This window comes from Psychrobacter sp. GTC18467 (assembly GCF_055397455.1).
On record NZ_AP038920.1, the window covers coordinates 865,753 to 891,868 of the forward strand.

A 26,116-nucleotide genomic window follows, 5' to 3' on the forward strand; every position below is an offset into this window, starting at 1 on the left:
ATTTGATTATAGCTCCTACTGAATGCTAGTCAATTAAGTTATATATTAAAGCAACAATCGCTATTGTAAGCAAAAATAACAGTTTATACTTCTCATTAACTATAATCTTATTTTTTGGTCGTATTACGAAATATCTGCTAGGATTATTGGGATTATAGTAGAATTCTATCTTATTTACTGATTCCGCAAAAGCGATTGTGTCTTTTTCTGCATTAAAAAACCTAACATCGTAATTAAACCTCCTTCATAGCATTTACCCTTTACTTCGTAAGAGAAATTAAATTTAGGCACAGCAGTCTCAGTCGTAGCTGTAAACAACGTTAAATGGTCATTATATAAAGAGTAGCTCAGCTTTGACGTTTCCTTCCGACACCACCGTTTGCTTAGAATTAGAATAATAATATCTTCTATTACTATTAAGAAAAATAATAAAAGCACTAAAATATAATTCGCTAGAAGAATATTTTCTTTTATGGATAAGGTAATCAGTAGCGAAAATATTATACAAAATAATATATATTTCATTTACTACCTCTTAAATTTTGATTTTAATCAAGTGTCAATTACAAAAAAATAACGCCACTATAGAAAAATACATTACCATTTTCCACTCTATTCATACATCTTTGTTTAATAATTTAAATATAAATTGTTCATGTAGCTTTTAGAATCAATCAGCGCTTAAAGATTTATCTTTATTTTTACGACACTTCTCCGAACAATACACCACATTGTCCCAATCCTTTGCCCACTTTTTGCGCCAAGTAAACGGCTTTTGGCAAACGGGGCAGATTTTTTGCGGTAAGTTGACTTTTTTATGTGCCATGAGTTGCCCCCTTTATCTGCCCCAACTTGGCGCACGAATCACGCCGCCGGTTTTGCTACTGATGGTATAGCCGCCACTGCCAGATAATGAGCGGATGACAAGGCTACTTCCCGATTGACCATTGATTGCGGCGTTTTGCATCGGATAAACCACGTATTTGCTACTTGGCGACAGCCTTGCTGGTTCATCAAGCCCGGTATCGCCAAGATTGACGACTTGAGCACTGCTCAGAGTCATCACCGCCGCTTGCTTACCATTTAAAAAGCCAAGCTTTGAACCATCAAGGCTTATCATTGGGCTTGCCGCGTAGCCAGTCGTTGCGATGGGAACGACGCGACCGACCTTGCCATCAGCCGTTAAATACTGCCGATACAGCCTTGGGCGACCGGCGCGCGCTTTGTCACTGACGTAAATCACACTTTGACCATCCGCCGCGTAGCTTGGCTGAACTTCGGTGCTTGGCAATCGCGTTAGCTGCGTAACCGCGCCATCACTAAGCCGCTGCTCGTAAATGTCGGCATTACCGCCCATCGTTGAGCTAAAGACCAGCTTTTGACCATCAGGGGAAAACGCCGCCGACAAGTTACTGCCGCTGTTACTCACGGTCAGCTTGGACGATTTACTGGCTTTATCATAGATAAAAATCTTTGGGGCTTCGCGCATCGCCTGCTTACTGTAGGCAAGTTTTGCGCCATCAAACGACCACGACGGCGAGTAAATATAACCGTTTAAGCGGTCAATCAATTCGCGATGACTGCCGTCAGGACTTATCGTATAAAGGCTTGATACTTTTGAAGCACCGACACCTTCTTCCTCAACATACGCAATCAAGCCATTTTTATCCGTCAGTGGCATTTGAGTGACGACTGGATTTACCATCGGCTTTGCGCTTTGCTGCGGCAAGCTTTGGCAGCCTGCTAGCATCATCGTACCAAGTCCCATTACCGCAACTATTTTGTTCACAACCATTCTCTAATTATTTTCAAAAAGTCTATTTTAGCTGATTATTTTACTGCTGCGACCCTCATTTTGACATAAAAAAAGCCCCATAAAATAATGAGGCTTTTTTAATTTTTATTTTAACGCTTATTTAGCAATGGCTTTAAAATGCGCCACTTGGTTGCTATTGGTAATAGTCAAGATAGGAACATTATTAGCATTTTTGTTTAGGGTATATTTACCATTCACCGTTGCTAAAGTTGCGGTATCAAAGCTTGCTTGTGGCTCAGGACATGCCATCATAGTGCTGATCATGTTTGACAATTGAACATTGCCGTTCACAACGCTATATTCTGCGCCCATGTTGTTACAAGTGTTGATAAAGGTCACGCGATTGCTGCCATTGCTGTTAAAAAAGCTTAACGTCAACGGTTTGGCAGGGTTAGAAAAAAGCTGAGTAACCTTGCTGCCATTAGTACGCGTGGCATCTACCAATTGCCAGTTATAAGACTGCAAGTCTTTGTTGGTGACGGGGTGAGTCACTGGCGCGGTGGTGCTTGGGGTGGATTGACAGCCGGCGGCGGCAAGCGTTCCTACGGTAAGGATTCCGGCAAATAGTGCTGAAGTCATGGTTTTCATAATAGCTCCTCAAGAGTTTTAGCAGGTGTTACGGTTATTTTTTAGCGAGCAGGTTGCAAACTTAGCTGGCATTTCTTACTTGTTACGAATAGCAAATTGAGCCGTTAGCCCAATTTTTTTCCTCAAAATTATTTAATAAAATCAGTTCATTAAAATCAGTTACTTTCAAAGTTGTTTTTATTATTCTTATTTTTTTAATTATTTAAAGATTTTTAAAAGCTTTCAAAATCATTCAAAGTCCATCAAAACAACGGTTATATTATGGCAAACTAGTTTTAATAAGTCATGGCAGGTTGTGTAGGTAAAATAATAAAATATTGTGTTACAAGTTAGCGATTTTGTACGCCCTCTTGCTCTCATTGTAATAAGCTGCTAACGGATTTGCTACAGGAGTTTGCCCGCAAAAAAGCCAAATTATGCTATAATGCAGCGACATAACTTCTCAATTTTATATCGATAATGACAATGAAAAAATCCTTAATCCAATCAAGTGATGCTTTAGACAAAATGCGCGTTGCCGGAAAGCTTGCCAGCGACGTGCTTGTGATGTTGGACGAGCACGTCAAAGTTGGCATCAGCACCGAAGCGCTGAACCAAATCGCCCACGACTATATCGTCAATACCCAACAAGCTATCCCTGCGCCGCTTAACTATAACGGCTTTCCAAAGTCGATTTGTACCTCGGTCAATCACGTGGTTTGCCACGGGATCCCATCCGAAAATAAAATCTTAAAAGACGGTGATATCATCAACATTGACGTGACAGTCATCAAAGACGGCTACTATGGCGATACCTCAAAAATGTGGGTGGTCGGCAATGGCTCAATCATGGCAGAGCGCATCTGCAAAGTGGCGCAAGACGCGCTTTACGCGGGGATGAGCGTGGTCAAAAATGGCGCTCGCTTGGGTGACATCGGCGCGGCAATTCAAGAAGTCGTTGAGCCTGAGCGCTTTAGCATCGTTCGCGAGTTTTGCGGTCATGGCATCTCGGACGAGTTTCACCACGAGCCGCAAGTGCTGCATTACGGTAAAAAAGGCACGGGGTTTGAGCTAAAAACAGGAATGACCTTTACCATCGAGCCGATGATTAACCAAGGCACTTGGCAGACCAAGATTTTGCCCGACCAGTGGACAGCAATCACCAAAGACCGCAAATTGTCAGCGCAGTGGGAGCATACCCTTGTGGTCACCGACAACGGCTGTGAGGTGTTCACCACCCGACCTGAAGAAGATTTAAGCTTTTTAAAGCAATAAGTATTGGCAAAACAAAAAAGACTACTTAGCATGAGTGGTCTTTTTTTTAGGTAAAACTTGGCGTAGATTAAGGTTAAAACGATTTTTAAATAAGTGATATTAACCAATAAACAAGGGGCGATGATGACCGAACTTACTACTTTTAAATTTTCGCCCCTGCCCGATTTATTACCAACCGACCAAAATCATTGGCAAGGATTAATCACTACTTGGCTTGAGCAAATCCACCTTGAAACCAATCAAGCGCTAGATTCCGGCGTTGGAATCCGGCTACTGGTTCCTGCTCGCGCGGCGGCTATTGATGAGCTGCTATTGGCGCTATTTTTTGGCTGTGGGTTGGCTAAATTTGATGTCGCGCTGTTTGCCGTTGGCGGTTATGGTCGCGGTGAGCTGGCGCTGCATTCGGATATTGATATTTTGTTATTAACACCATTTAATGACCATTGTGAAAATAGTGAAAATAATCAAAGCTCTGAAGTCGATAGCTTTCATCAAAAAATAGACGCGTTAGTGGCGCTGCTTTGGGACGTCGGGCTTGAGCCTGCGCTGTCGGTTCGTAATTTAAGCGAATGCTTGCAAGCGGCTCGCGAGCCGACGATTGCAAGCACCTTGCTTGAAGCGCGGCTTTTAGCCGGAAATGAAGCGCTTAAAGATACGCCAGTTGCCATGGTCGATGAGGTTTGGGCTGCAAAAGACTTTTTTGAGATTAAAATGGCGGAAGCCAAAGCGCGGCATTTACAAAATAACGCCACCGAATTTAACCTTGAACCAAACATTAAAGCCGCCCCCGGTGGACTTCGCGATATTCATATCATCGGCTGGATTACCAAGCGTTATTTTCGGGTCAATACCTTGTTTGACTTAGTTCGGCAAGGATTTTTGACCCAAAAAGAGTTTGAAACGCTGATTACGGCTGAAAACTTTTTATGGCGCATTCGCCATTATTTGCATGATTTGACCGGTCGCTGTGAAAATCGCTTGTTGTTCGATTATCAGCGCGAGATTGCCACAAAAATGGACTATCAAGCCGATGCGGATGACGCGCCAAATGCTGCCGTTGAGCGCTTTATGCGGGATTATTACCGATCGGCAATGCAAATTTCCACCTTGTCTGAGATGCTAACCAACCATTATTTTGAAACGATTATTGAGCCCAAACTTCCCAAAAATGAGCGCCCTGATAAGCGACCATTAAACGCGCATTTTAACCAAGTCGGCGACCAAATTGCGATGGCGCATCACCGCGTGTTTGCTCAGCATCCTGAGGCAATTTTGGAGATGTTTTTGCTGATGGGGCAGCATGGCATCAAGCGTGTTCGCACAAGAACGCTGCGGGCGCTTAAAATCGCCGCGCAAACCATTGATGACGCTTACCGAAATAACCCTGAGCACCAAGCGCTATTTTTAGCCAATCTCAAAGAGCAAAATTATCTGTTTCACCGCTTGCGAACGATGAACCGTTATGGCGTTTTGGGGCATTATATTCCGGCGTTTGCGCAAGTGACGGGACTTATGCAATACGATTTATTTCATCGTTATACGGTCGATGCGCACACGCTGTTTTTGATTCGGATGCTGCACCGTTTTACTGACCCCAAATATTATGAGGATTTTCCGCTGGTCAGCGCCATTTTTCAGCGCATTGAGCGTAAAGAAATCTTGGTATTGGCGGCGATTTTTCATGACATTGCCAAAGGTCGCGGCGGCAATCACAGCCAGCTTGGCGAGATTGATGCGGTGGCATTTTGTAGCGCTCACGGCATGGCTGATGCGGATGCTAAATTGGTCGGTTGGCTGACGCGCTATCATTTACTGATGTCGATGACCGCACAAAAAAAGGACATTTTAGACCCTGAGGTGGTGACCCAATTTGCCGATATCGTTGGCAACGTCACCCATTTAAATCATTTGTACGTACTGACGGTTGCTGATATGAACGCCACCAACTCGCAGATTTGGAACAGTTGGCGGGCAACGTTACTTAAGCAGCTGTACTCACAAACGCGGCGGATTTTACGAGCTGACATCGACGCGCCGACCAACCGCTTACAGATGATTGCCGCAACACGGCAAAAAGCGCGAGCGCTGCTTGATAGCCAATATCAGCATTTAAACCGTGATGAGGTGCTCAGGCTTTGGGAGGATTTGGGCGATGAGTATTTTTTGCGCGAGATTGCTGAGGACATTCTTTGGCATACCGAGGCGATTTTAAATCATCCGCCCGTTGGTCGTGCCTCGACCGCCGAAAGTGCGCCATTAATCGTTCTTCGCGAGCACCGCGAGCTTGCGCTTGATGCCATTCAGGTGTTTATTTATACCCAAAACCAAGCCAATTTATTTGCTGCAACCGTAGCTATTTTTGACCAGATGAATTTGGACGTATTGGATGCGCGAATCATCACGGCAACTCGAAACTTTGCGCTTGATTCTTACGTGCTCCTTGACCGCAGCGGAACGATATTGACCGATTTTGGCACTCAGCTTGAGTTAAAATTGCGCTTAATCAAAGCCTTTGAAAATCCAAGCTTGCCAAAATTAAGCCAAAAACGCATTCCACGCGAGCTCAAGCACTTTGTCGTGCCAACCCAAATTGATTTTGAATTTAATGAAGCCAGCAATCAGCATATCATGAGCTTGCAAACCCTCGACCAACCTGCCCTGCTTGCGCGGATTGGTCGGGTGTTTTTGGAGCAACGCATTGAAGTTCATGCCGCGCGCATCACCACCTTAGGCGAGCGCGCCGAGGATATGTTTTATATCAGTGACCAACATGATGCGCCACTTGCCGAGGATAAGCTTGACGCGCTAAAATCGGCGCTGATGGCAAGCTTAGCGCCCAACGGTGCTATTAAGAACGGTTAACTTGGCTGCGCAATCAAGCTTTTATAAATCATATCGCCGGCAAGTGGTGACAGCTCATGGTCGGCAATTTCAGGCGGCAATACTTTAGCTTCAATTTCATAATCAGCAAGCAACAAGCGACCGGCATCGATTTCTTTTTGCAGTAAGCATTGCAGGCTTGCCAATCGTAAATTGGCATCATAACGCTCGTGAATGCTTTGTAAGGAGATGGGCGATTGGGCGTGAATGTCGGGGAAAATACTATCACTTGCCAAAATGTACATCTCATTGAGCGCTTGCTCGCGGGCAAGGTCGGCTTTTTCGATGCTGTTTTGCATTCGGTTGGCAAGGCGACCTTTAAACACCATCATGACCATAAAAAATAACGTTTGAGCGGCAAAAACGCCCAAATATTGCAATAACGTGATGTGAACATCAAAAAAATTGCTGGCAGACAATATCAGCAGCGCCGCAACGGCATAAGCCACAAGCTGCCAAAGCAGCCACATCATCATGCTATTATCCCCAAACCAAAATAAGTGGCGCTCTTTGAGCAAAATTAGGCGCTGACGCGTCTGCCACCAATGCGCTTCATGCTTTTGTAACTGTTGGTAAAACTCGGCGCGCGCTTGGCGGTCATCCGAAAAAATGGGCATGATGGTTATCCTTGTGATAACAGGAGAACAGCGCCATTGCTAGCGCGCCGAATCGATGACAATCGAGCGTTTATAGCGCCCGATGATTGCAGTTTAATCGCCATTAAGAGGGCTAATTTATTACTTTGTAATTATTTCTAACGGAAAATTTTCCTTAAGTTTTAAAATTAATCTTTAATTATCATTTGTTTAACATTGTATCACAATTATAGGTGACAACCTTATGAACCACAATTTATCGCGATTACAACCCTACCCCTTTGCTAAAATGGCAAAACTGCTTGAAAATAGCGCCAAACCCCAAGCCCTGCCTGAGATTAAGCTTGGTATCGGTGAACCAAAACACACGCCACCGCAATTTGTTTTGGACGAATTACATGAAAATTTGGACAAATTAAGCCAATATCCAACCACCAATGGGCTGTTTGATTTGCGCCAAACCATCGCGCACTGGCTAGAGCGGCGCTTTTTTTTAGCCCATGTCAATCCTGAATCGCAAGTGTTGCCCGTGTTAGGAACGCGTGAGGCGATTTTTAGCTTTGTTAAAGCCGCAGTTGACCATGCCAATACTAAAAAGCCAATCGTGGTGATGCCCAATCCGTTTTATCAAATTTACGAGGGCGCGGCGATTTTGGCAAATGCTGAGCCGTATTTTGTGCCTTGCTTGCCATCAAACCAGTTCAAAGGCAATTACCGCTCAGTTTGCGCCGATATTTGGGAGCGCGCTCAGGTGGTGTTTGTTTGCAGCCCGAACAATCCGACCGGCGCGGTGATGGCAATGGACGATTGGGAATATTTGCTGCGGTTGTCGGACAAGCACAACTTTATCCTTGCCAGTGATGAATGCTATAGCGAGATTTACCTTGATGAGCCGCCGATTGGGCTACTGCAAGCTTGCGCGGCGCTTGGTCGCCATGATTTTAAAAACTGTATTGTATTTCATTCGTTATCGAAGCGCTCAAATCTTCCCGGATTGCGCTCAGGATTTGTTGCAGGGGACGCAAATCTATTAGCGCCGTATTTAAATTACCGAACCTATCAAGGCTGCGCGATGCCGGTGCCGCATCAGTTGGCATCCATCAAAGCTTGGCAAGATGAGCGTCACGTGACGCAAAACCGCGACCTTTATCGCGAGAAATTTGCGCTTTGGCAAGCTGAGCTTGGCGAGTTATTAGACTTAAAAATGCCTGCGGCAGGGTTTTATCTTTGGATTAAAGCGCCCGACAGCTTTAATAATGATGATGAAATGTTTGTCAAAGCGTTGTTTGAAAAAGTAGGAATTTTTGCACTTGCCGGCAGTTATTTATCGCGCGACGTTAATGGCGAAAATGCAGGAAAAGGCTATATCCGCGTGGCACTGGTGGCAAGTCTTGAAGAAAATTTAGAGGCTATCCGGCGCATCAAAATGCTGCTGTCAGAATAAACCCTTTGCAGTCTGCGGAATTGGTTTTAATTGTTGCAGATAATGCTATAGTTAAGTGACTTGCTGATTTTAGCCGCTTCACTTGCCATTGTAGCATCAAAGGAGACTTAAATGCCGCAGCTTGATTTCACTCAGCCGCCGTTTGATGTGCTGCGCGAGTCTGAGCGCCAAAGCCTTAAAAAAAATACCCATGTTCGCTATTTGGCAGCGGATGAAACGCTTGGGGCGGAGGATTTACAAAGCTTTTTTGTGGTGCTCAAAGGTCAAATTGAGCAAACCTTAAATGGCGACACCGTTGCCGTTTATTTGGGCGATGACCATTCAGAGCACATCAATAATAATGATTGGTTTGACGCGCGCCGGCGACCAGAAGGCGTTGCTGCTGATTATGAAGCGCCGCCGCCGACAGGGCTAAACGTGCCTATTGATAAGTTCAGCTATTGCTACCGCGCGCTTGAGGACACCCTGCTTTTGCAAGTGAATGGCGCGGCAATTGACCGTATCGGCGCGCAAAATCATTTGGTTCGGCAGCTGCTCTCAGACAAGCTTCCTGAACGGCTCAAAGCCTTGCAGCAGCGGCGAGCGCCCGATTTGCACCAAATGAGCGCTCAAGAGGAAGTTCAGCAGATTATGCTTCAGCCCATCACTGAGGTCAATTTGCTGCCGGTGCATATTATTAAGGCAACCGAGAGCCTGCAAAAAGCGGCGCAAGTGATGACCAACGCCGGTCAAAAGCACGTGCTGATTCGCCCAACGCCTTTAAATGATGAAAGCCCTGCCGATAAAAATTTTAGGCAAAAAATTGGCATTTTAACCGACACCGACATTTGCCGCGCGGTCAGTGAAAATAAAAACCCCGCCATAACGCCTTGCCAAGATTACGCCAGTTTTAACTTACGAACCGTGGACAGCGAGCAAGAAATCGGCGATGCGCTGTTAACTATGACCCGCTACCGCATTCACCGCCTGCCGGTCGTTGATGCCACCGGTTGGATTATCGGCGTCTTGGGGCAGCGCGATTTGATTGCCCATATCAGCCAACATTCACAGCTTATCAGCGTCCAAATTGAGCAAGCAACCGATTTGCCAAGCCTTTTGACCGCTGTTGAACTGATTGGGCGCTATATCCGCTCGCAGCAGCAAAATGGCGTCAAAATCAGCGTGGTCAGCCGAATGGTGCAAACGCTAAATGCGCAAGTCTTTACCAAACTTTGGCAATTGATTGTGCCTTTAGAAGTTTTTGAAAATACCTGCGTGATTGTCATGGGCTCAGAAGGTCGCGGCGAGCAAATCATGCGAACCGACCAAGATAACGCGCTGATTATCAAAGACGGCTTTAGCCATCCTGATTTGGCAAAATTTGCCGACAGCTTTAATCAGCAGTTGGCGCAATTGGGCTACCCGCTTTGTGATGGCAACATCATGATGAACAATCCGCTTTGGCGAAAACCCTTGAGCGAGTTTAAAGCGCAAATCCGCTATTGGTTTGTCAGTAATGACCCAAACCATGCCATTTATTTGTCCGCAATTTTGGATGGTGAGTATGTTTGCGGCGATGAGGCGCTTTTAACTGCCATTCGTGAGCATTTGCAAAAGGCGCATCGGCAGTCCGACCCCATGTTTGTGCGCCAATTTGCGCGAGCCGCCCTGCAATTTGGCGATATTAATTTGTGGTGGCGGCGCTTTATCCCAAGGCTTGGAAAAACGGCAAACCCGCAAATCGATTTAAAAAAAGCCGGAATTTTCCCACTGGTTCACGGTATCCGCGCTTTGGCGCTTGAGCGCGACATTTTTGTGCCGAGCACCAAAGACCGCTTAAAAGCGCTTGTTCAAGCCAACATTTTTAGCAAAGAGCGCGCCGAAACGCTGGCGGAAACTCTTGATTTTTTTATGGCTCAGCGCTTAGCCGTCGCGCTTATTACCGAGGATAAGCACGCCCGCCAAGTTGACCCAACGACACTCACCGCCATCGAGCGCGATGTGTTAAAAGAATGCTTATCGGTGGTGAAAAGCTTTAAGCTTGAGTTACGCCAACATTTTAAGCTTGAGCTGATGTAAGCTGTCCTCTTTAAAAGTTAAGGTCGCAGTGATGATAAATAAGCTCATAAGCCAGTTTAAAAAACGCAAGCTTAAGCGACCAGAATTGGCGACCATGTTTGAGCCGCCGCTGCCTGAGCAGTGGGTTGCCATTGATTGCGAAATGACGGGGCTAAATCCCAAAAAGCATCACCTGCTGTCAGTTGCTGCCATTCAGATTGATGGCAATAAAATTGATAGCGGCAATGGCTTGCACTTAATTTGCAAACCGCCTGAAATGCCCAATCGTGATACCATTGTCATTCATGGCTTGCGCGCCGCTGATGTGGCTTATGGCATGAGCTATAACGAGATGCTTGAGCTGCTATTGCCGTTTATTGGCAATCGCGTCATTGTTGGATTTTGCCCGCAAATTGACTTGGCGTTTTTAAATCCCCTCATTAAGCCGTATTTAGGAACACCGCTACCCAATCAAGTTATTGACATTGCGCAAGTTTTTGGCAAAAAAACCGGCAGTTATGACCCCAATTTTCAAGTGCCCTCGCAGCATTTAACCCAGATTTTGGCGCATTACCGAATCCCCAATCTTGGCAACCACGACGCTTACAATGATGCGCTCATGACGGCAATGGCGTTTTTGCACATGCGCTAATACTAAAAAGCCGTCACCCAGCCTTTGGTAAATTCTGCTACAATATCGGGCTATTTTTTGATCATTTAACGCCATGATGTCACCTTCTGTAAATTCTGATAACCAAAAAAATTTAACAAAATCAAGCAAGCCCAATAAAAAGCTATCGCAAAATTCAGCGCTACCCATTGCGCCTTTTGTGATTTATTTTGGTATTGGCTTTGTGCTTGCCAGCGCGATTTTTATGCTGATTCAAAGCAAGATTGCCCTCAACTCCATGGTGGTGACCGTAGTTTCGGTGATTGTTGCGGCGTTTATTGCGACCTTTAAATTTATCAAAAAACAAAAACGCCCGATGACCACTTTTGAGATGAACCGATTGGCAATCAGCGGGACGCTTTTGGTTTGGGTATTGACGGCGGTTTATTTGTTGGCGGTTTGGCTTTGGTTACTTGACGACATCAGCCGCGAGGTATTGCTGGAGATGGCGCAAGCTCAGCCGATGCCCTTGATTGTTGCTTTTGTGATGATGTTTCTTGTCACTGCTATCAGCGCTCGGCTTGGGCTTTGGGCGTTTAATCGCTTGCTTTCGCTAAAATCTTAAAAAATTGCCATGTTAATTATCAATTGAACCGCCAACTAAAAAGGAAATTGCCATGAAAGCGCGACTGATAGCCGTAGGTCATAAGATGCCGCGATGGGTTGAGGATGGCGTTAAAGAGTACCATAAGCGCATTCAGCCGATGCTTGCAACCGAAATCGTTGAGATTGCCGCCGCAAAACGCGCCAAAAACCCGTCCGATGCCAACCTTGAGCAGTACCGCGAGCAAGAAGGCGCGGCAATTTTAGCGGCCATTCATGAGCGCGAGGTGGTTTGGGTGCTTGATGTCAAAGGAAAAATGCTGTCAACCGAAGGCTTGGCGGATAAGCTTGTAGGCTCAATGCAAGACGGCTTTGATATTGCGCTCATCATTGGCGGCGCGGATGGCGTGTCAAAAGCGGTGCTTGAGCGCGCCGATGTCAAATGGTCGCTGTCGGCGCTGACCTTGCCGCATCCTTTGGTTCGCGTGGTGCTTATGGAGCAGCTTTATCGGGCAATGAGCATCAATCACAATCATCCGTATCATCGCGGCAATTAATTTTGGCAAAATTTAACTGATAAATATTAACGTGGCTGTTAAAGTAATAACAACCCAAATAAAAGCCAATCCCTTGAATTGACGACCATTTGCCCACATCAAGCGCTTATGACTCAAATCCCTGATACTCCTAAATCCCATCAGCCGCCGCTTGATTTGTCCGCGGTTTGGGAAAGCTATGGGCGAAAATCTGCCCTTGATAATACGGCAAAGCTTCCGGCGCTGTTCATTTCGCACGGCGCGCCAACGCTTGCGCTCGAGCACTCGGCAACGACCAACGCCCTTGCCAGAATTGGGCAAAACTTGCCCAAACCGCGAGCCATTGTCATCATGTCCGCGCATTGGCAATCGGCAAAGCTTGAAATCAGCAGCAACCCTGCGCCAAAGACGTGGCATGACTTTTCGGGGTTTGAAAATGCGCTTTATGAGATTCAATATCCGGCAGCAGGGCAATCACGCCTCGCTGAAACGATTGCTCAAGCGTTAAGCGCGCGCCACATCGAGGCAAGGCTGAATCCGATGCGAGCTTCCGATCATGGGGTTTGGGCGCCATTGTTGCATTTGTATCCAGAAGCGGATGTTCCGGTCGTGCAAATTTCCCTGCCGCGCCATTTTGACAGCTTTGCTTGCTATCAGCTTGGGGCGCAACTGGCTCAGCTGCGCTCTGAGCAGGTGTTAATGATTGGCTCAGGGAGTATCACTCACAACTTGCAAGTCATGCAGTGGGATGCCAAAAACTTTGATAAGCGCGCTTTGGCGTTTAAACATTGGCTGCTCAAACAGCTAAAAACCAATATTCCTGCCGCCCTTGATTGGCAGCAATATCCTGAATTTAAACACATTCACCCAAGCGATGAGCATTTATTGCCGCTGTTTTTTGCGCTTGGCGCCGGTCAGCGCGTGAGCGTCGTTCATGAAAGCATGGCGCATCATAGCTTGGGGATGGACATTTACCGCTTTGATTAGCGTTTGACTTAATTTAATACTGCTTTCATAAAAAGTTAAACCGCGATGAAACGCCCTTTAAGCAAACGCGCTTTAGACGTTAGCAAGGGCGTTTTTTTTCACCTCAAAAGCCGGCGGCGTAAACAGTCCCGCGCGCTCCATTTCACCTGCTAAGCTTAATAATCGCGCCTCGCCATTCATCCGACCAATCAGCTGAATGCCAATCGGCAGCCCTTTTTTGCTCATGCCAACGGGAACGGACATTGCCGGAAGTCCGGTGACATTTGCCAAAATGGTAAATGCCATTTTGCTTAATACCGGATGGCTGAGCCACTGAATGACGCCGGAGCGAAAGGCGTATTTTCCCATATCAAGCCCTTTATTTAAAATCTCGGCGCTTTGCATAAGCAGCTCATCGACGCGGCTTGGCGGCAATACGCCGTGTTTGACCGCAGGCGTTGGCACCGTTGGGCAAAGTATCATGTCAAATTTGTTTAATAATAATCCGGTTTGATACTGAGTATCATGCCAGCCTTGCTTAGCGCGAACCAAATCAAGCGCGGTCAGTGAGCGCCCAAGCAGTGCCATATTGTGAGTTTGCGGTTCAAGATTTTGAATTTGCTTACGACCAAATTGCCGCTCTAAGTTGTCCACGGTAAACGCCGTATGCGTGCAAACCACCACAAAAAAATCGCGCCAAAAGTGGTCGATATTGATATTTGGCTCGGCAGGAACAACGGTGTGACCCATATTTTCAAGGGCTTTGGCGGTTTTGTGCAACGTTTTTAATACCTCGCTATCCACCTCAGTATCAACGATAAGTGGCTTTTGATGCAGGGCAATGGTCAGCTTTTTTGGGGCGCGCATCGCCGCTTGTAAAAACGTGCCATCAGGCGGGGCGATGACATACGGCGCGCCAATTTCGCTGCCGCTAATGGCATCAAGCATGGCGGCGCTATCGCGAACGCTTCGGGTGATGACGTGGTCGGCAACTGCGCCATCCCAGCCTTCACCAAAATAAGGTCCCATGGGGCTACGACCGCGACTGGGCTTAAGCCCAAATACGCCGCACCACGCTGCCGGAAGTCGGATTGAGCCGCCACCATCGCCCGACCCCGCCATCGGAACAATACCGCTTGCCACCGCCGCGGCGCTACCGCCTGACGAGCCGCCGGAGCTAAAGCCTTTTTTAAACGGGTTGGTCACCGCGCCGTGGGCTTTAGGTTCGGTGGTGATAATCAGCCCAAATTCAGGGGTGTTGGTTTTGCCAAAGGTGTTCACGCCGGTAGCTTTCATGCGTTTGACGATTTCATCATCTTGTTTTGGGACAATGCAAACGCTGCGGCTGCCCATCGTTAATGGTTCGCCGGCAAAATCAAATCCCAAGTCTTTGAGCAAAAAAGGAACCCCGCAAAAAATCCCTTTTGGCAGCCCTTGTTTAATGGCGTTAAAAGCGCGCTCATCAAAACGGTGAATGATGGCGTTTAGGTTTGGATTTAACGTATTGGCTTGCAAAATCGCCGCTTCAAGCAGCTCTTTTTCGCTGACCTGTTTGGATTGAACGAGGGCGGCAAGCCCAAGCGCATCGTAATGAGTGTACTCTTGAAACATGGCTCGCCCTTTTTTTGGTTATTTTTTATTTTGAAAAAATCATAGCACAATAACTTTTACATCAGCAGTTCGCGTTTGCCACTTTTTCCCATCGAGCTGACAAGTCCGGCGTCCTCCATCGAATCGACAATTCGAGCGGCACGGTTATAGCCAATGCTAAATTTGCGCTGAATGCTTGATGCCGAAACTTTTCGCGTTTCCATCACAAAGGCGACCGCATCATTGTACAAATCATCATCTTCGCCGGAAGCGCCCGCCCCGTTACTTCCTGAGGGCGGGGTCAGCTCAAAATTGCCCGCCATGTTGTCGATATAATCCGGAGCGCCGCGCTCGCGCCAAGCATCGCAAACGCGGTTGACCTCCTCGTCACTGACATAAGCGCCGTGAACGCGATCGGGCTCAATTTGTCCCGGCCCTAAAAACAGCATATCGCCATTGCCAAGCATGTCTTCTGCGCCGCCGCTGTCCAAAATGGTTCGCGAGTCCACTTTTGAATTGACTCTGAGCGCCGCACGAACGGGAATGTTGGCTTTAATCAATCCTGTGATCACATCAACCGACGGTCGCTGGGTGGCAAGCATTAAGTGAATCCCTGCCGCTCGCGATTTTTGTGCAAGCCTTGTGATCAGTTCTTCAGCTTGTTTGCCCACTTGCATAATCATATCGGCAAATTCATCGGCAACAATGACAATAAGCGGTAGTGTTTTAAGCTTGGGCGCTTTGTCCATGCTAACGCTGTCGTTGGGTCGCCAAGTTGGGTCAATAAGCGGCTGACCGGCTTTTTCAGCGGCAAGCACTTTTTTGTTAAACTCATGCAATTTGCGAACTTTTAGCAGGCTCATTAATAAATAACGGCGCTCCATCTCAGCCACGCACCAAGACAAGCTGCTTGCCGCCTCGGTCATGTCGGTGACGACCGGCGTCAATAAATGCGGAATGTCATTATAGTTGGCAAGCTCTAGCTGTTTTGGGTCAATTAAAATCAAGCGCAGCTCATCGGGGGTGTATTTAAGCAGCATGGATAACAGCATGGCATTCACCAAAACTGATTTTCCTGAGCCAGTCGTTCCGGCAACCAGCATATGCGGCGCTCGCGACAAGTCGGTAATGATGGGCTTGCCGCTGATGTCTTTGCCCATTGCCATACTGATATGGCTGTTGCTGTCTTGATAAGCTTTGGTGTCAAGCAGCTCAATGAGGCGCACCATTTCGCGCTGTTTGTTCGGAACTTCAATACCAATATAGGGCTTTCCGGCGATCACCTCGACCACGCGCAAGGACGCCATGGACAATGATCGCGCTAAATCGCGAGATATGTTGGTGACTTTACTGGCTTTCACGCCGGCGGCCAGTTCCACCTCAAAGCGCGTTACCACAGGTCCCGGAATGGCGGTGACCACTTCTGCTTTGACATTAAATTCTTGCAGTTTAATTTCAAGCAATTCAGACAACTGCTCAAGTTCTTCTGCCGTATAGCTTGGCTCTTGGTTCGGGTCAGGTTTATCCAAAATATCAAGTTCAGGAATCGGCGTTAACTGAGCGCGGTAAGCGGCTGTTTGCATGGCTCGTGAGCGCGTGGCAAAAGAGGCATCATCAAAAATATCAGGAAAGCTTGGCTCATCAGTCATTGAATCAATAACCGCGTCATCAGATTGCCACTTTGGAACATCAAACGTAATAGACGGCTCAAAGTTGTCACTCTCATCAAGCGCTGTTGCCGGCGCAGCAGGGTTTGAGGGTGGCGTATTGGTCGGGGTCATGTCCAAAAGCCGGTTATCTTCGATGGGCTCAACTTGCGTTTCAGTAGCCCTATTTTCGTCAATAATCAGCGCGTCATCTTCCCAATCAAAATCAGCTAGCGGATCTTCAACGCTTTCAGCTATCGTTTGCAGATTATCATCTTCCTCTTGCCACTCCTCGGTCAGCTCGTCCTCAAAATCCGCCTCTGCAACCAAAACCTTAGCTTCAGCAAGACTTGATTTAACTGCCGCCGCTAAGCGGTTATGGTTCATTGCCAACTGCATTAAGTCTTCGGTGATGACGTTTTCATCATCAACCTCGGCGGCAGATTGCGGCTCTTTTTCATTTGGCGCGACCGTTTCATCTTCAACAATCGAGTAGCTAAACGAGCTACTGGGTTTTGCTGCAAAGCTAGGGGCAAGCGCCGGCTCAATCAGTCCCTCATCCACCTGAGCTGAATCATTCCAAGCCGCTTTTGGTTGCTGCACTACAGGTTCCGGCGCTTTAGTTTTATTTAAAAAAGGGTTGGTCAAAAAACTTTTAGTGGTTTTCACTGCCGAGGGGCTTTGGTTACCATCGCTTGCGGAGCTTTTGGGATTAACCGGCGGCACGGGAGTTTCGAGGTCTGCACTTTTTGGGGCAGTGGCAAGCGATGCCTGAACGCTTGCCATCAATCCTGAGCTGGCTAAAAAATCACTCAAGGCTTGCGACAAATCGCTTGGCTCAGTTGCCACCGCATCATCGGTAGAGTTGACTGACGATGCCGATTTGGCAGTGGTCAACTTCGCTTTGGCATCATCGGTCAGCTGAGAGTTTGCAATGCTATTACCATCATCAACCTCTTTAACGCCCGTTCCAAGCCAAGACCAGTTGGTCAGCCTTTGATACACGGAGCGCCAATGAATGTTAAAGGCAAACGTTGCGGTAATGAGCATAAACAAGGTCAAAAACAGCACGCAGCCCCAAGGCGTAAGTAGCTTTGCCAAGCGCAATTGCAACTCAAGCCCTGCAATGCCGCCCATCACGCCTGAGGGGCGGATCATTGCCCAATTGGGCAACCAGTTCAACAAGGTCGTCAACTGAGTCAACAAGGCACTGCCACTTAATAATAAAAACACATAGGCAACCATTCTGACCAGCCAATAGGTGGATTTATTGCCCCACCAAAGCCAAATCGACTCATAAGCCAAAAAGGCAATCAGCCACCACGCGCCAAAACCAAAGAAACTATACAGCACATCAGAAAGCCAAGCGCCCATCGCGCCGCCCGTATTGCTGACGGTGGTCATGTCGCTACTGATGTGCGACCAACTGGGATCATTGCCGGTAAAGGTGAGCAAAATGACAAACAAATATACTGCAAGCATCGCCCCAAGCAGGGTAAAAATGCCTTTTTTAAAATACTCGATGAGAAGCGCTGATATCACAAAAAATCTGCCTTGTTGATCATTTCTATTTTAGGTCAAAATGATATTAAATGGGTAACGATGCCGATTACCGCTGAGGATTGCTCAAGATCTTAAAATCGGGGAATTAAATTTGCATCACCAACCCTCAGCCTGCGAGACCAATCCCTCATGACAATTGCCAAGCGTCTCAATTACCCTTAATATAACTTCTTATAATAACAAATACATAGCTTCACGGGTGACGGTGACCAAAAGAAATCTTCACTGTTTTATTCAAACCACAAAAGCTATCATTAATTACAATAATGACAATGATTATTTTAGCAAAATTGCACTTTTTAGTAACTGCCCTTATGTTAGACTACGCCCAAGCGTTGGCTTGTCAGCAAAACAACTAAAACTACGCTCAATCCCTGCCAACCTCCGACCCAATCGACTGATTAAGGAATTTTTATGAGTACCCAAACCACCCAACCGCGCCACGAAAAACTCATTATTTTAGGCTCAGGACCTGCCGGCTATTCAGCTGCCGTTTATGCTGCTCGCGCCAATTTAAAACCGGTCATGGTCACAGGGCTTCAGGTCGGCGGTCAGCTGACCACCACCACCGAGGTTGATAACTGGCCGGGCGACGCTCATGATTTAACTGGTCCTGCCCTCATGGAGCGTATGAAGGCTCATGCTGAGCGTTTTGGTACGGAATTGGTTTATGACCACATTTGCGACGTTGATTTAACCAAGCGCCCATTCACCTTAACCGGCGATAACGGCAGCTACACTTGTGATGCCCTGATTATCTCAACCGGCGCGTCCGCTCAGTATTTAGGGCTTGAGTCCGAAGAAAAATTTAAAGGTCTTGGCGTGTCGGCTTGCGCCACTTGTGACGGCTTTTTTTACAAAGACCAAAAAGTGGCGGTCATCGGTGGCGGCAATACCGCCGTTGAAGAGGCGCTTTATTTGTCTAATATTGCCGCCGAGGTCACCTTGGTGCATCGCCGAGACAGCTTGCGTTCTGAAAAAATCTTGCAAGATAAAATATTTGAAAAAGCCAAAAACGGCAACATCAAAATCGAATGGAACCATCAAGTTAAAGAAGTTATCGGCGATGACATGGGCGTCAATGGCGTGGTGATTGAATCAACCCTTGATGGCAGCACCAAAACGCTTGATGTCTTTGGCGTGTTTGTGGCGATTGGTCACAAGCCCAATACCGATTTGTTCAAAGGTCAGCTTGAAATGAAAGATGGCTATTTAATCGTTAATAGCGGTCTAAATGGCAATGCCACCCAAACCAGTGTTGAAGGGGTTTTTGCGGCAGGTGACGTTGCCGACCATGTTTACCGTCAAGCCATCACCTCAGCCGGCACCGGCTGTATGGCAGCGCTTGATGCCGAAAAATACTTAGATGCCGTCGGCGAAGCTCAAGCCCATGACCATACTTACGCCTCAACCTTGACGGCTGATAAAGAAGCGGTAGAAACCTTTGAGCAGTAAGCCTGCCTCAGACGATTTGGAGCAAGCGCTCATTTGGCTTGCTCACAAACCTAACGTTTCAGCTAAGACGCTGCATTATCTTAGCCGCTTCGCCTTTCCTGACCCAACGCTTGTCGACCCTGACGGTACGGGATTTATCGCCTTGGGCGGCGATTTAGCCCCGAATACCCTGATTTCGGCTTATTCTAAAGGCTTGTTTCCTTGGTTTAATGAGGGTGACCGGCAAGCGTGGTGGTGTCCTGAGCCGCGCTGTATTATTATCCCAAGCGACCATTGCCCAAGTAAATCCTTAATCAAACAAGCCAAAACCTCGCGTTGGCGCTTAACGCTCAACCGCGCTTTTGCTGACGTGATTCAAGCTTGCAGCTTACCAAGGCAGGACGCTCCCCTTGATGGCGCGCACTCTTGGATTCATAACGCCATGATTGAGGCTTATCAGCGACTGCACCAAATCGGCTTTGCCCATAGCATCGAAGTTTGGGATGATAATGAGTCACTTATCGGCGGGCTTTATGGCGTTAAAATCGGGCAGATTTATTTTGGCGAATCGATGTTTCATCAAGCGTCCAATGCCTCAAAACTGGCATTTTGGGGGCTGATGCAGCTTTGCCGCCAAAGCGGTGTGGCTTTGGTGGATTGTCAACTGCCTAATCCGCACTTAATGAGCCTCGGCGCAGTTACCATGCCGCGTGCCGAGTTTTTAGCCCAATTGCCCAAGCTGATTGAGGGGGCAAATGCCCATTGGCAGTCAGCAAACTATCAGCCGCTGCCGGTCAGTCAGCTGTTAGCAGCTGAGCCTTGGCAATGTATCCACCACTAATTTTTAGTTGATTATCAAATAACCCTATGTCCGCAGATTCAGAGTTTTTACTTATCGGCGCGCTTGCTCGGCAAGCCAACACCACCAAAGACACCGTTCGCCATTACGACCAATTGGGGCTGCTCAAATCCCGAAAGCGCCAAGCAGGGTCGCGGCTTTATACCGAGTTTCACCCTGAATGTATCGAGCGCATTGAGCTGATTAAAAGCGCCCAAGCCATCGGCTTTACCCTCACCGAGCTTAAAGACAGCTTAAATGACTACTACGACGGTCAGCTGGATATTGACGAGCAGCTTATTGTCACCAAGCAAAAGCTTGAGCAGCTAAAAAAACAGCAAGCCAATATCAGCCGCATGATTGAGCTGTTGTCTGAGCGCATTGACGTGTTAAATCGCATGAAAACCGACAGCAGCTATCAGCTAAGCCATGCCGACTGTAAAAAACCCTTGTCCCGACCTTAACGGCTTATTGATACTCAAGCTGCAAAATCAAGGCATCCACTGAAGGCAAATTGGGCTGCTGATAGTAGCCTTTTCGGCGATGAATCGTTTTAAAGCCTTGACGTTCATAAAGGGTAATAGCCGCTGCATTGTCCGCGCGAACCTCAAGCATCAATTGCATGACGTTATTTTTCATAAGCGTTTCGTGAAGGGCGCTAAATAACTGACTGGCAATCCCTTGGCGCTGATAATCAGGATGCGTCCCTATCCGTAAGATTTCCGCTTGCTCAAACAAGATTTGATATAAGCAGTAACCTTTGATAACGCCTGATTCTACTGCCAACAATAAATGATAGCTGCCCTGCGCTAACAGTTCCGTGAGCGTTGCTGCGCTCCAAGCATCAACCGACTGAACGAGTGCTTCAATTGCCGCCACGGCTTGGATTTGCTGCTTGTTCGGCTTTTCAATCATTATCATATTTGAGCATCACTACCAAACCGCGCCAACGTCACTGTAGCGCGGTGGGTTTAGGTTTGGTTCGCGTAAAGGTCATGCTTTAGTTTAGCAGACTAACGCCTCGGTCAGTTGCAATCGCTCCTCGGTATAGTTCACCACCTCACCAATCACCAGCTTTTGCAGCGCCGAAATTAAAGTTTCCATCTTGGCGTAGTCGGGTTGGTTGTTGGTGGTGGGAAGTTGGATAGTTAAAGCGTCGGCATCTTTAGCATAAAAGTTTCTTCCATAGTCAAACTGCCCTGCACAAGATACTTTATGAATAGCTGACGTGACAAAAATTGCGGCGTTTTTTGGTAAATCTTGAGTATGTACCACAGCAATATGGTCATCGCCGCCATAGTCATAATTTCGGTATTTGGCAGAACCAAACATATCAATGGTCGTTGTATTTCTTGAAAATACTTGTACATCATTTCCGATAAATGCCGACACACCCTCATCAGCCTCACCTGCCGTTACAAATGGCAAGCTGCCTACTATTCTATCTGCACTTTTTAAACGCTTACCACGGGTTGATTTTCCAAATAAAGCTTCTAGGTTATAGCTTTGCCACTCCCAACTTTCAAACTCCGCCAACGCTTGCTGTTCTGCTGCCGTCAACTCAATGTCATTAAGTCCGGTCACGCTTAAATAATCGTCCAAACGCTGAAAATAGCTTTGCTCAAGCTGACCGATAAACTGTTCCATAAACTCAAAATCAGGCTGATTGTTTTTGGTGGGAAGTTGGATTTTGAAATCTAGCTCCCTTAGTTTTGAACTAGATAACTGACTACCATAATCAAAACCTGTTAGGCTTCTTCTTAAAGCGCTAGCAAGAAATGTTCCTGTAGCTTTACTCAGATTTATATCTGCAATTTTCAATATATGGACTTTCATTTCAACACTTGCTTTATATGGATGATAAAAAACTCCACCATTAGCACCAAAAAAATTCACTGTGATAAAATTTTCCGCATGTCTAGCGTTTACATTATCCACGGTATCAAAATGCCCTAAAACTCCATTATTATCAGACTTAGCTGATATTCTAGGAATATTTCCAATAGTTAATTCATTGCTAGACAAAAGCGAACCTGTACCGATAGTAAACAAATCGCCAATTCTAAACTCCCCCCACTCAACGTCGGCTAACTGCGCGTTCAGCGGGGCGGCTACTTTCCCAGTGCGTCGTCCTCACCGCGCTGCTTGAGCAAATTGCCCACCTCCCACGCCAGATAGTCGCTGATGGTCTTTTGAAAGTCCGCCAACGTCGGCTTGGTATCGATGGGCGCGGACTGATTCCAGTCACTGCCGCTTTTGGGGTCGATTGTGCCCTCATGGTAGTCTTGCTCGCCGATATAATGGCGCTTTTTCGCCCCAAAGCGCACCAACTCGACCACCTCCTGATAGCGCTCTTTGGCGTTGGCGGTGTCTTTTAGGTTATTACTGGCTTTTTTACGCGCGGTTCGGGTGTAGCCGTCATTGCTAAAGTCGATAAATTTTACGGTATTGTCGCTATGGTGCGCCTCACCGACTTTAAACACATAAATATAAGTTTGAACGCTCGACTTGCCCACAAAAATATCGATAGGCATTTTGATGCTGGCAATCAAGCTATTTTTTTGTAAAATCCGGCGGTTAAACTCACTTGCCTTGCCCGACCCTGCCGAACCTTGGATAATCACCGACGCGTAGCCTTTTTTCATCATGCTCAAGGCTTTTTCCACAAAAATCATGCCATTGCCATCAGCAGAGTACGGCGGATTTAAAATAAACGCATCGGCAGGGAATTTATCCACTTTACCCAAGCCATATTCGCCCTTAAAGTCTTTCACCGAATCCAAGTTAAGCAAATTTGAGCTGCCATCGCCCATCAAAATCATGTTTAAAATCGCCAACATATAGACATTGGGCAAAATCTCAAGCCCCAACAGCTGATTGGCTTTGATATTCAGCTCTTTTTGCTTGAGCAGCTGCGGCGAGTTCATCGTATTTTTGGCGTCCGCCAGCATCTCATTCATCGCTGCAACCAAAAGTCCTGCCGAACCGGTGGCAAAGTCCCAAACGTAGCTGTCTTTATTGACGCGCGCAAGCTTAGCAAGCAGCGTTGCCACGTAAGACGGCGTCAGCACCACATCGTTAAGCTTATCTTGGGTAAAGCCAAGCCAACCGTACATCTCATTGAACAGCTTGCCCGTAAAATCAGTGGTCAAGCCAATTTTGTAATAGATGCCCAAATCATCGATGATTTTATCAAAGACGCGTCTGAGCTGACTTTGACCCTCATTGTCGCGAATTTTGTTGATGTTGTCATTAAGTAGCGTATTGGCAAGCGTTCGGGTTATCAGCTCTTTTTTGTTGGTAGGAACGGCTTTGGCAGTTAAAAATTGCTCAATGCGCTCAAGGATAATCTGACCATCGGTCTTTTTCTCACTCACGCGCAACTTGTCAAGTTGGGTGACCGTCAGCGGCTCAACAAGCTCTTGGTCATCATCTTTGACCCCTAAGTTTGCAATGATGGTTGCTGCTACCAAATAAACGCGCTCATTTTCGCCCAAGCCTTTTTCATCGCGATAAATGTCGTTGTTTAGTTTGACAAGACTGGTATCAATCGCCCGCTCTTTTTGCTCGCGCGCCTTAAACAGCTGCTCTTGACCCAAATCAAGCTGCTTTGCGCGCTCAATAAAGCCATCAAAATGCTCTTTTGCTAAAAATGACAAATCATCGAATTGACCGATTTTTTGACCCACACCAAGGTTTGAGCGCGCCACATAATAAACGCCAAGCTCATGCTGAATGTTGCCGTAGCCATCTTTATAGCCCGTCATGCCAATAGCAATGACATGGCTGTAACTGGTATAGTGCAATAAGGCGTTGGCATAATGAACCGCGCCATTGACCGCAAAGTCTTTGATATATTTAAAATTTGGGCTGTTGTCTGCTTTTTGATTATCAACTTGACCGTCTGCGTTGAGCTTTTCAAGCTTGCCTTTTAAGCCTTTATACTCAATCAAAACAGGGTAAAAATGACCGTGTTGGTCTTTTAGCAGCAACTGCGCATCAGGACGATTGCCGCCAACCCCGCCGCCTTTGCTTTCATATTTGCTCAACGCCTCGCGAATATTATCATTTGGGCTTTCTTGTTCTAAAAAGTAGCCCAAACCATAAGCACGAAGCCAGCTGTTGGCTAAATCGGCAATGGCAGGTTCAATAGACTGTACTTTTGCAGGACTTTTTTTTACCGCTTTTTTTAAAGATGCCGTCATCGTTCACTATCCATAATCTAAAATTGACCTATCATACCCCATAACTTAGCTTTTTTGGTAATCGCAAGCCATAAAAAAACCGCCCTACTCGGACGGTTTTTTTAATCACTAGCGAACGCTTGGATTAGTCACGAACGTTGGCAACAACACCTGCGCCAACCGTACGACCGCCTTCACGGATCGCAAAGCGAAGACCTTTGTCCATCGCGATTGGGTGGATCAGCTCAACGCCCATCTCAACGTTGTCACCTGGCATGACCATTTCAGTACCGTCTTGCAATTGGATGGCACCGGTGACGTCCGTGGTACGGAAGTAGAACTGTGGACGATAGCCGTTTAGGAACGGAGTATGACGACCACCTTCTTCTTTTGACAACACGTAAACTTCAGCGTCAAATTTGGTATGCGGGGTGATTGAACCTGGTTTTGCCAATACTTGACCACGCTGAACGTCTTCACGCTTGGTACCACGAAGCAGAACGCCACAGTTTTCGCCAGCACGACCTTCGTCTAACAATTTGCGGAACATTTCAACGCCAGTACAGGTGGTTTTTTGAGTTGGGCGAATACCAACGATTTCAATTTCATCACCAACTTTAACGATTCCTGATTCAACACGACCCGTCACAACCGTACCACGACCTGAGATTGAGAACACGTCTTCAATCGGCATCAAGAATGGCTTGTCGATGTCACGCTCAGGCTCTGGGATGTAGGTGTCAAGGGTGTTCAAAAGTTCTTGAACCGCAGGCTCACCATACTTGCCGTCTTTGCCGTTTAGCGCTTCTAAAGCTGAGCCTTTGATGATTGGGGTATCATCACCTGGGAAGTCGTAGTCGTTAAGAAGTTCACGAACTTCCATTTCTACCAATTCAAGCAATTCTTCGTCGTCAACCATGTCGCATTTGTTCATGAAGACGATGATGTAAGGTACGCCCACCTGACGAGACAACAGGATGTGCTCGCGAGTTTGTGGCATTGGACCGTCAGTGGCTGATACGACTAAGATAGCGCCGTCCATTTGAGCGGCACCAGTGATCATGTTTTTAACGTAGTCGGCGTGACCTGGGCAGTCAACGTGAGCGTAGTGACGATCAGCAGTGTCATATTCAATGTGGCTGGTGTTAATCGTGATGCCACGCGCTTTTTCTTCAGGAGCGCTGTCAATGGCTGCGTAGTCTTTAGCTTCGCCGCCTGAGGTTTTTGCAGCAACGGTTGCAATTGCAGCAGTCAATGTGGTTTTGCCATGGTCAACGTGTCCGATGGTGCCGACGTTGACGTGAGGCTTGTTGCGTTCAAACTTGGCCTTTGCCATGGGGTAGTCCTCTTTATTGTTAAATCTTTAAACATCAAAGATTGTGAAATAGCTGCTTGACGGCTTATGATAGCGACCATCAAACCGTTGACGCTATGGGTAAACCTAACTTACTATCAATTAAGCTTGCAATTAAACAAGCTTGAAAAAAGCATTCTGACAGCACTAAAAGGCAACACCTCGGTGTTACCTTTA

At 46.9% G+C, this 26,116-nt stretch carries 21 protein-coding genes; 11 read left to right on the top strand and 10 right to left on the bottom strand.

The genetic code is table 11. The features are described from left to right. Nucleotides 1–670: 670 nt before the first annotated feature. From ACZ5XY_RS03655 to ACZ5XY_RS03665, 3 genes are all read right to left on the bottom strand, one after another. Nucleotides 671–826 (bottom strand): DUF2256 domain-containing protein, encoded by a 156-nt coding sequence (locus ACZ5XY_RS03655; RefSeq protein ID WP_464743067.1) that lies wholly within the window; start codon nucleotides 824–826, stop codon nucleotides 671–673. Between the two features lie 12 nt (nucleotides 827–838). Further along, the gene (locus tag ACZ5XY_RS03660; protein WP_464743069.1) at nucleotides 839–1,795 is read right to left on the bottom strand and encodes a Xaa-Pro aminopeptidase; all 957 of its coding nucleotides are present in this window, start codon (nucleotides 1,793–1,795) and stop codon (nucleotides 839–841) included. Nucleotides 1,796–1,912: 117 nt separating this feature from the next. Continuing rightward, nucleotides 1,913–2,404 (bottom strand): META domain-containing protein, encoded by a 492-nt coding sequence (locus tag ACZ5XY_RS03665; RefSeq protein WP_464743071.1) that lies wholly within the window; start codon nucleotides 2,402–2,404, stop codon nucleotides 1,913–1,915. 459 nt (nucleotides 2,405–2,863) lie between these two features. On the opposite strand from ACZ5XY_RS03665, the gene map reads away from it, so the two are divergent. Then, entirely contained in the window at nucleotides 2,864–3,658 is a 795-nt protein-coding gene (gene map / locus ACZ5XY_RS03670; protein ID WP_464743073.1) for a type I methionyl aminopeptidase, read from the top strand. Nucleotides 3,659–3,781: 123 nt separating this feature from the next. Then, nucleotides 3,782–6,520, top strand: a complete 2,739-nt coding sequence (gene glnD / locus ACZ5XY_RS03675) for a [protein-PII] uridylyltransferase (protein WP_464743075.1) — start codon at nucleotides 3,782–3,784, stop codon at nucleotides 6,518–6,520. Here the strand turns inward: glnD and ACZ5XY_RS03680 are convergent. Further along, the gene (locus ACZ5XY_RS03680; protein ID WP_464743077.1) at nucleotides 6,517–7,155 is read right to left on the bottom strand and encodes a hypothetical protein; all 639 of its coding nucleotides are present in this window, start codon (nucleotides 7,153–7,155) and stop codon (nucleotides 6,517–6,519) included. The two genes, glnD and ACZ5XY_RS03680, sit on opposite strands and share 4 nt — an antisense overlap. A gap of 223 nt (nucleotides 7,156–7,378) precedes the next feature. On the opposite strand from ACZ5XY_RS03680, the gene dapC reads away from it, so the two are divergent. The 6 genes from dapC (at nucleotide 7,379) to ACZ5XY_RS03710 (ending at nucleotide 13,351) form a co-directional block, all read left to right on the top strand. After that, nucleotides 7,379–8,578 carry a succinyldiaminopimelate transaminase gene (gene dapC / locus ACZ5XY_RS03685; RefSeq protein ID WP_464743079.1) on the top strand — a complete coding sequence of 400 codons (1,200 nt, stop codon included), beginning with the start codon at nucleotides 7,379–7,381 and terminating at the stop codon, nucleotides 8,576–8,578. 111 nt (nucleotides 8,579–8,689) lie between these two features. After that, nucleotides 8,690–10,636 carry a DUF294 nucleotidyltransferase-like domain-containing protein gene (locus tag ACZ5XY_RS03690; RefSeq protein ID WP_464743080.1) on the top strand — a complete coding sequence of 649 codons (1,947 nt, stop codon included), beginning with the start codon at nucleotides 8,690–8,692 and terminating at the stop codon, nucleotides 10,634–10,636. Nucleotides 10,637–10,667: 31 nt separating this feature from the next. Continuing rightward, complete coding sequence (locus ACZ5XY_RS03695) at nucleotides 10,668–11,267, top strand: 3'-5' exonuclease (protein WP_464743081.1); 600 nt, start codon at nucleotides 10,668–10,670, stop codon at nucleotides 11,265–11,267. 73 nt (nucleotides 11,268–11,340) lie between these two features. After that, entirely contained in the window at nucleotides 11,341–11,850 is a 510-nt protein-coding gene (locus tag ACZ5XY_RS03700) for an ABZJ_00895 family protein (RefSeq protein ID WP_464743082.1), read from the top strand. A 52-nt stretch (nucleotides 11,851–11,902) separates the two neighbouring features. Next, a complete protein-coding gene (rlmH, locus tag ACZ5XY_RS03705; RefSeq protein ID WP_464743083.1) occupies nucleotides 11,903–12,385 on the top strand; it encodes a 23S rRNA (pseudouridine(1915)-N(3))-methyltransferase RlmH in 483 nt (160 codons plus the stop codon). A 108-nt stretch (nucleotides 12,386–12,493) separates the two neighbouring features. Further along, complete coding sequence (locus tag ACZ5XY_RS03710; protein ID WP_464743084.1) at nucleotides 12,494–13,351, top strand: DODA-type extradiol aromatic ring-opening family dioxygenase; 858 nt, start codon at nucleotides 12,494–12,496, stop codon at nucleotides 13,349–13,351. Between the two features lie 72 nt (nucleotides 13,352–13,423). Here ACZ5XY_RS03710 and ACZ5XY_RS03715 read toward each other — a convergent pair whose 3' ends face one another. Then, nucleotides 13,424–14,941, bottom strand: coding sequence for an amidase (locus tag ACZ5XY_RS03715; protein WP_464743085.1), 1,518 nt, complete (start codon nucleotides 14,939–14,941; stop codon nucleotides 13,424–13,426). A gap of 56 nt (nucleotides 14,942–14,997) precedes the next feature. Beyond that, entirely contained in the window at nucleotides 14,998–18,108 is a 3,111-nt protein-coding gene (locus ACZ5XY_RS03720) for a DNA translocase FtsK (RefSeq protein WP_464743086.1), read from the bottom strand. A gap of 435 nt (nucleotides 18,109–18,543) precedes the next feature. Between ACZ5XY_RS03720 and trxB the strand changes: the two genes are divergently transcribed. The 3 genes from trxB to ACZ5XY_RS03735 are packed head-to-tail and all read left to right on the top strand — an operon-like array spanning nucleotide 18,544 to nucleotide 20,865. Continuing rightward, the gene (gene trxB, locus ACZ5XY_RS03725) at nucleotides 18,544–19,584 is read left to right on the top strand and encodes a thioredoxin-disulfide reductase (protein WP_464743087.1); all 1,041 of its coding nucleotides are present in this window, start codon (nucleotides 18,544–18,546) and stop codon (nucleotides 19,582–19,584) included. A gap of 16 nt (nucleotides 19,585–19,600) precedes the next feature. Beyond that, nucleotides 19,601–20,404: a leucyl/phenylalanyl-tRNA--protein transferase gene (gene aat / locus ACZ5XY_RS03730; protein WP_464743731.1), complete on the top strand. Its 804-nt coding sequence runs from the start codon at nucleotides 19,601–19,603 to the stop codon at nucleotides 20,402–20,404. A 26-nt stretch (nucleotides 20,405–20,430) separates the two neighbouring features. Further along, nucleotides 20,431–20,865, top strand: coding sequence for a MerR family transcriptional regulator (locus ACZ5XY_RS03735; RefSeq protein WP_464743088.1), 435 nt, complete (start codon nucleotides 20,431–20,433; stop codon nucleotides 20,863–20,865). A gap of 4 nt (nucleotides 20,866–20,869) precedes the next feature. Here ACZ5XY_RS03735 and rimI read toward each other — a convergent pair whose 3' ends face one another. The 4 genes from rimI to tuf all read right to left on the bottom strand — a co-directional run bounded on the left by rimI (nucleotide 20,870) and on the right by tuf (nucleotide 25,921). Continuing rightward, complete coding sequence (gene rimI / locus ACZ5XY_RS03740; protein ID WP_464743089.1) at nucleotides 20,870–21,322, bottom strand: ribosomal protein S18-alanine N-acetyltransferase; 453 nt, start codon at nucleotides 21,320–21,322, stop codon at nucleotides 20,870–20,872. A gap of 84 nt (nucleotides 21,323–21,406) precedes the next feature. Next, complete coding sequence (locus tag ACZ5XY_RS03745; RefSeq protein WP_464743090.1) at nucleotides 21,407–22,453, bottom strand: restriction endonuclease subunit S; 1,047 nt, start codon at nucleotides 22,451–22,453, stop codon at nucleotides 21,407–21,409. A 59-nt stretch (nucleotides 22,454–22,512) separates the two neighbouring features. Further along, the gene (locus ACZ5XY_RS03750) at nucleotides 22,513–24,606 is read right to left on the bottom strand and encodes an HsdM family class I SAM-dependent methyltransferase (protein ID WP_464743091.1); all 2,094 of its coding nucleotides are present in this window, start codon (nucleotides 24,604–24,606) and stop codon (nucleotides 22,513–22,515) included. Between the two features lie 124 nt (nucleotides 24,607–24,730). Beyond that, the gene (gene tuf / locus ACZ5XY_RS03755) at nucleotides 24,731–25,921 is read right to left on the bottom strand and encodes an elongation factor Tu (protein ID WP_464740329.1); all 1,191 of its coding nucleotides are present in this window, start codon (nucleotides 25,919–25,921) and stop codon (nucleotides 24,731–24,733) included. Nucleotides 25,922–26,116: the final 195 nt, after the last annotated feature.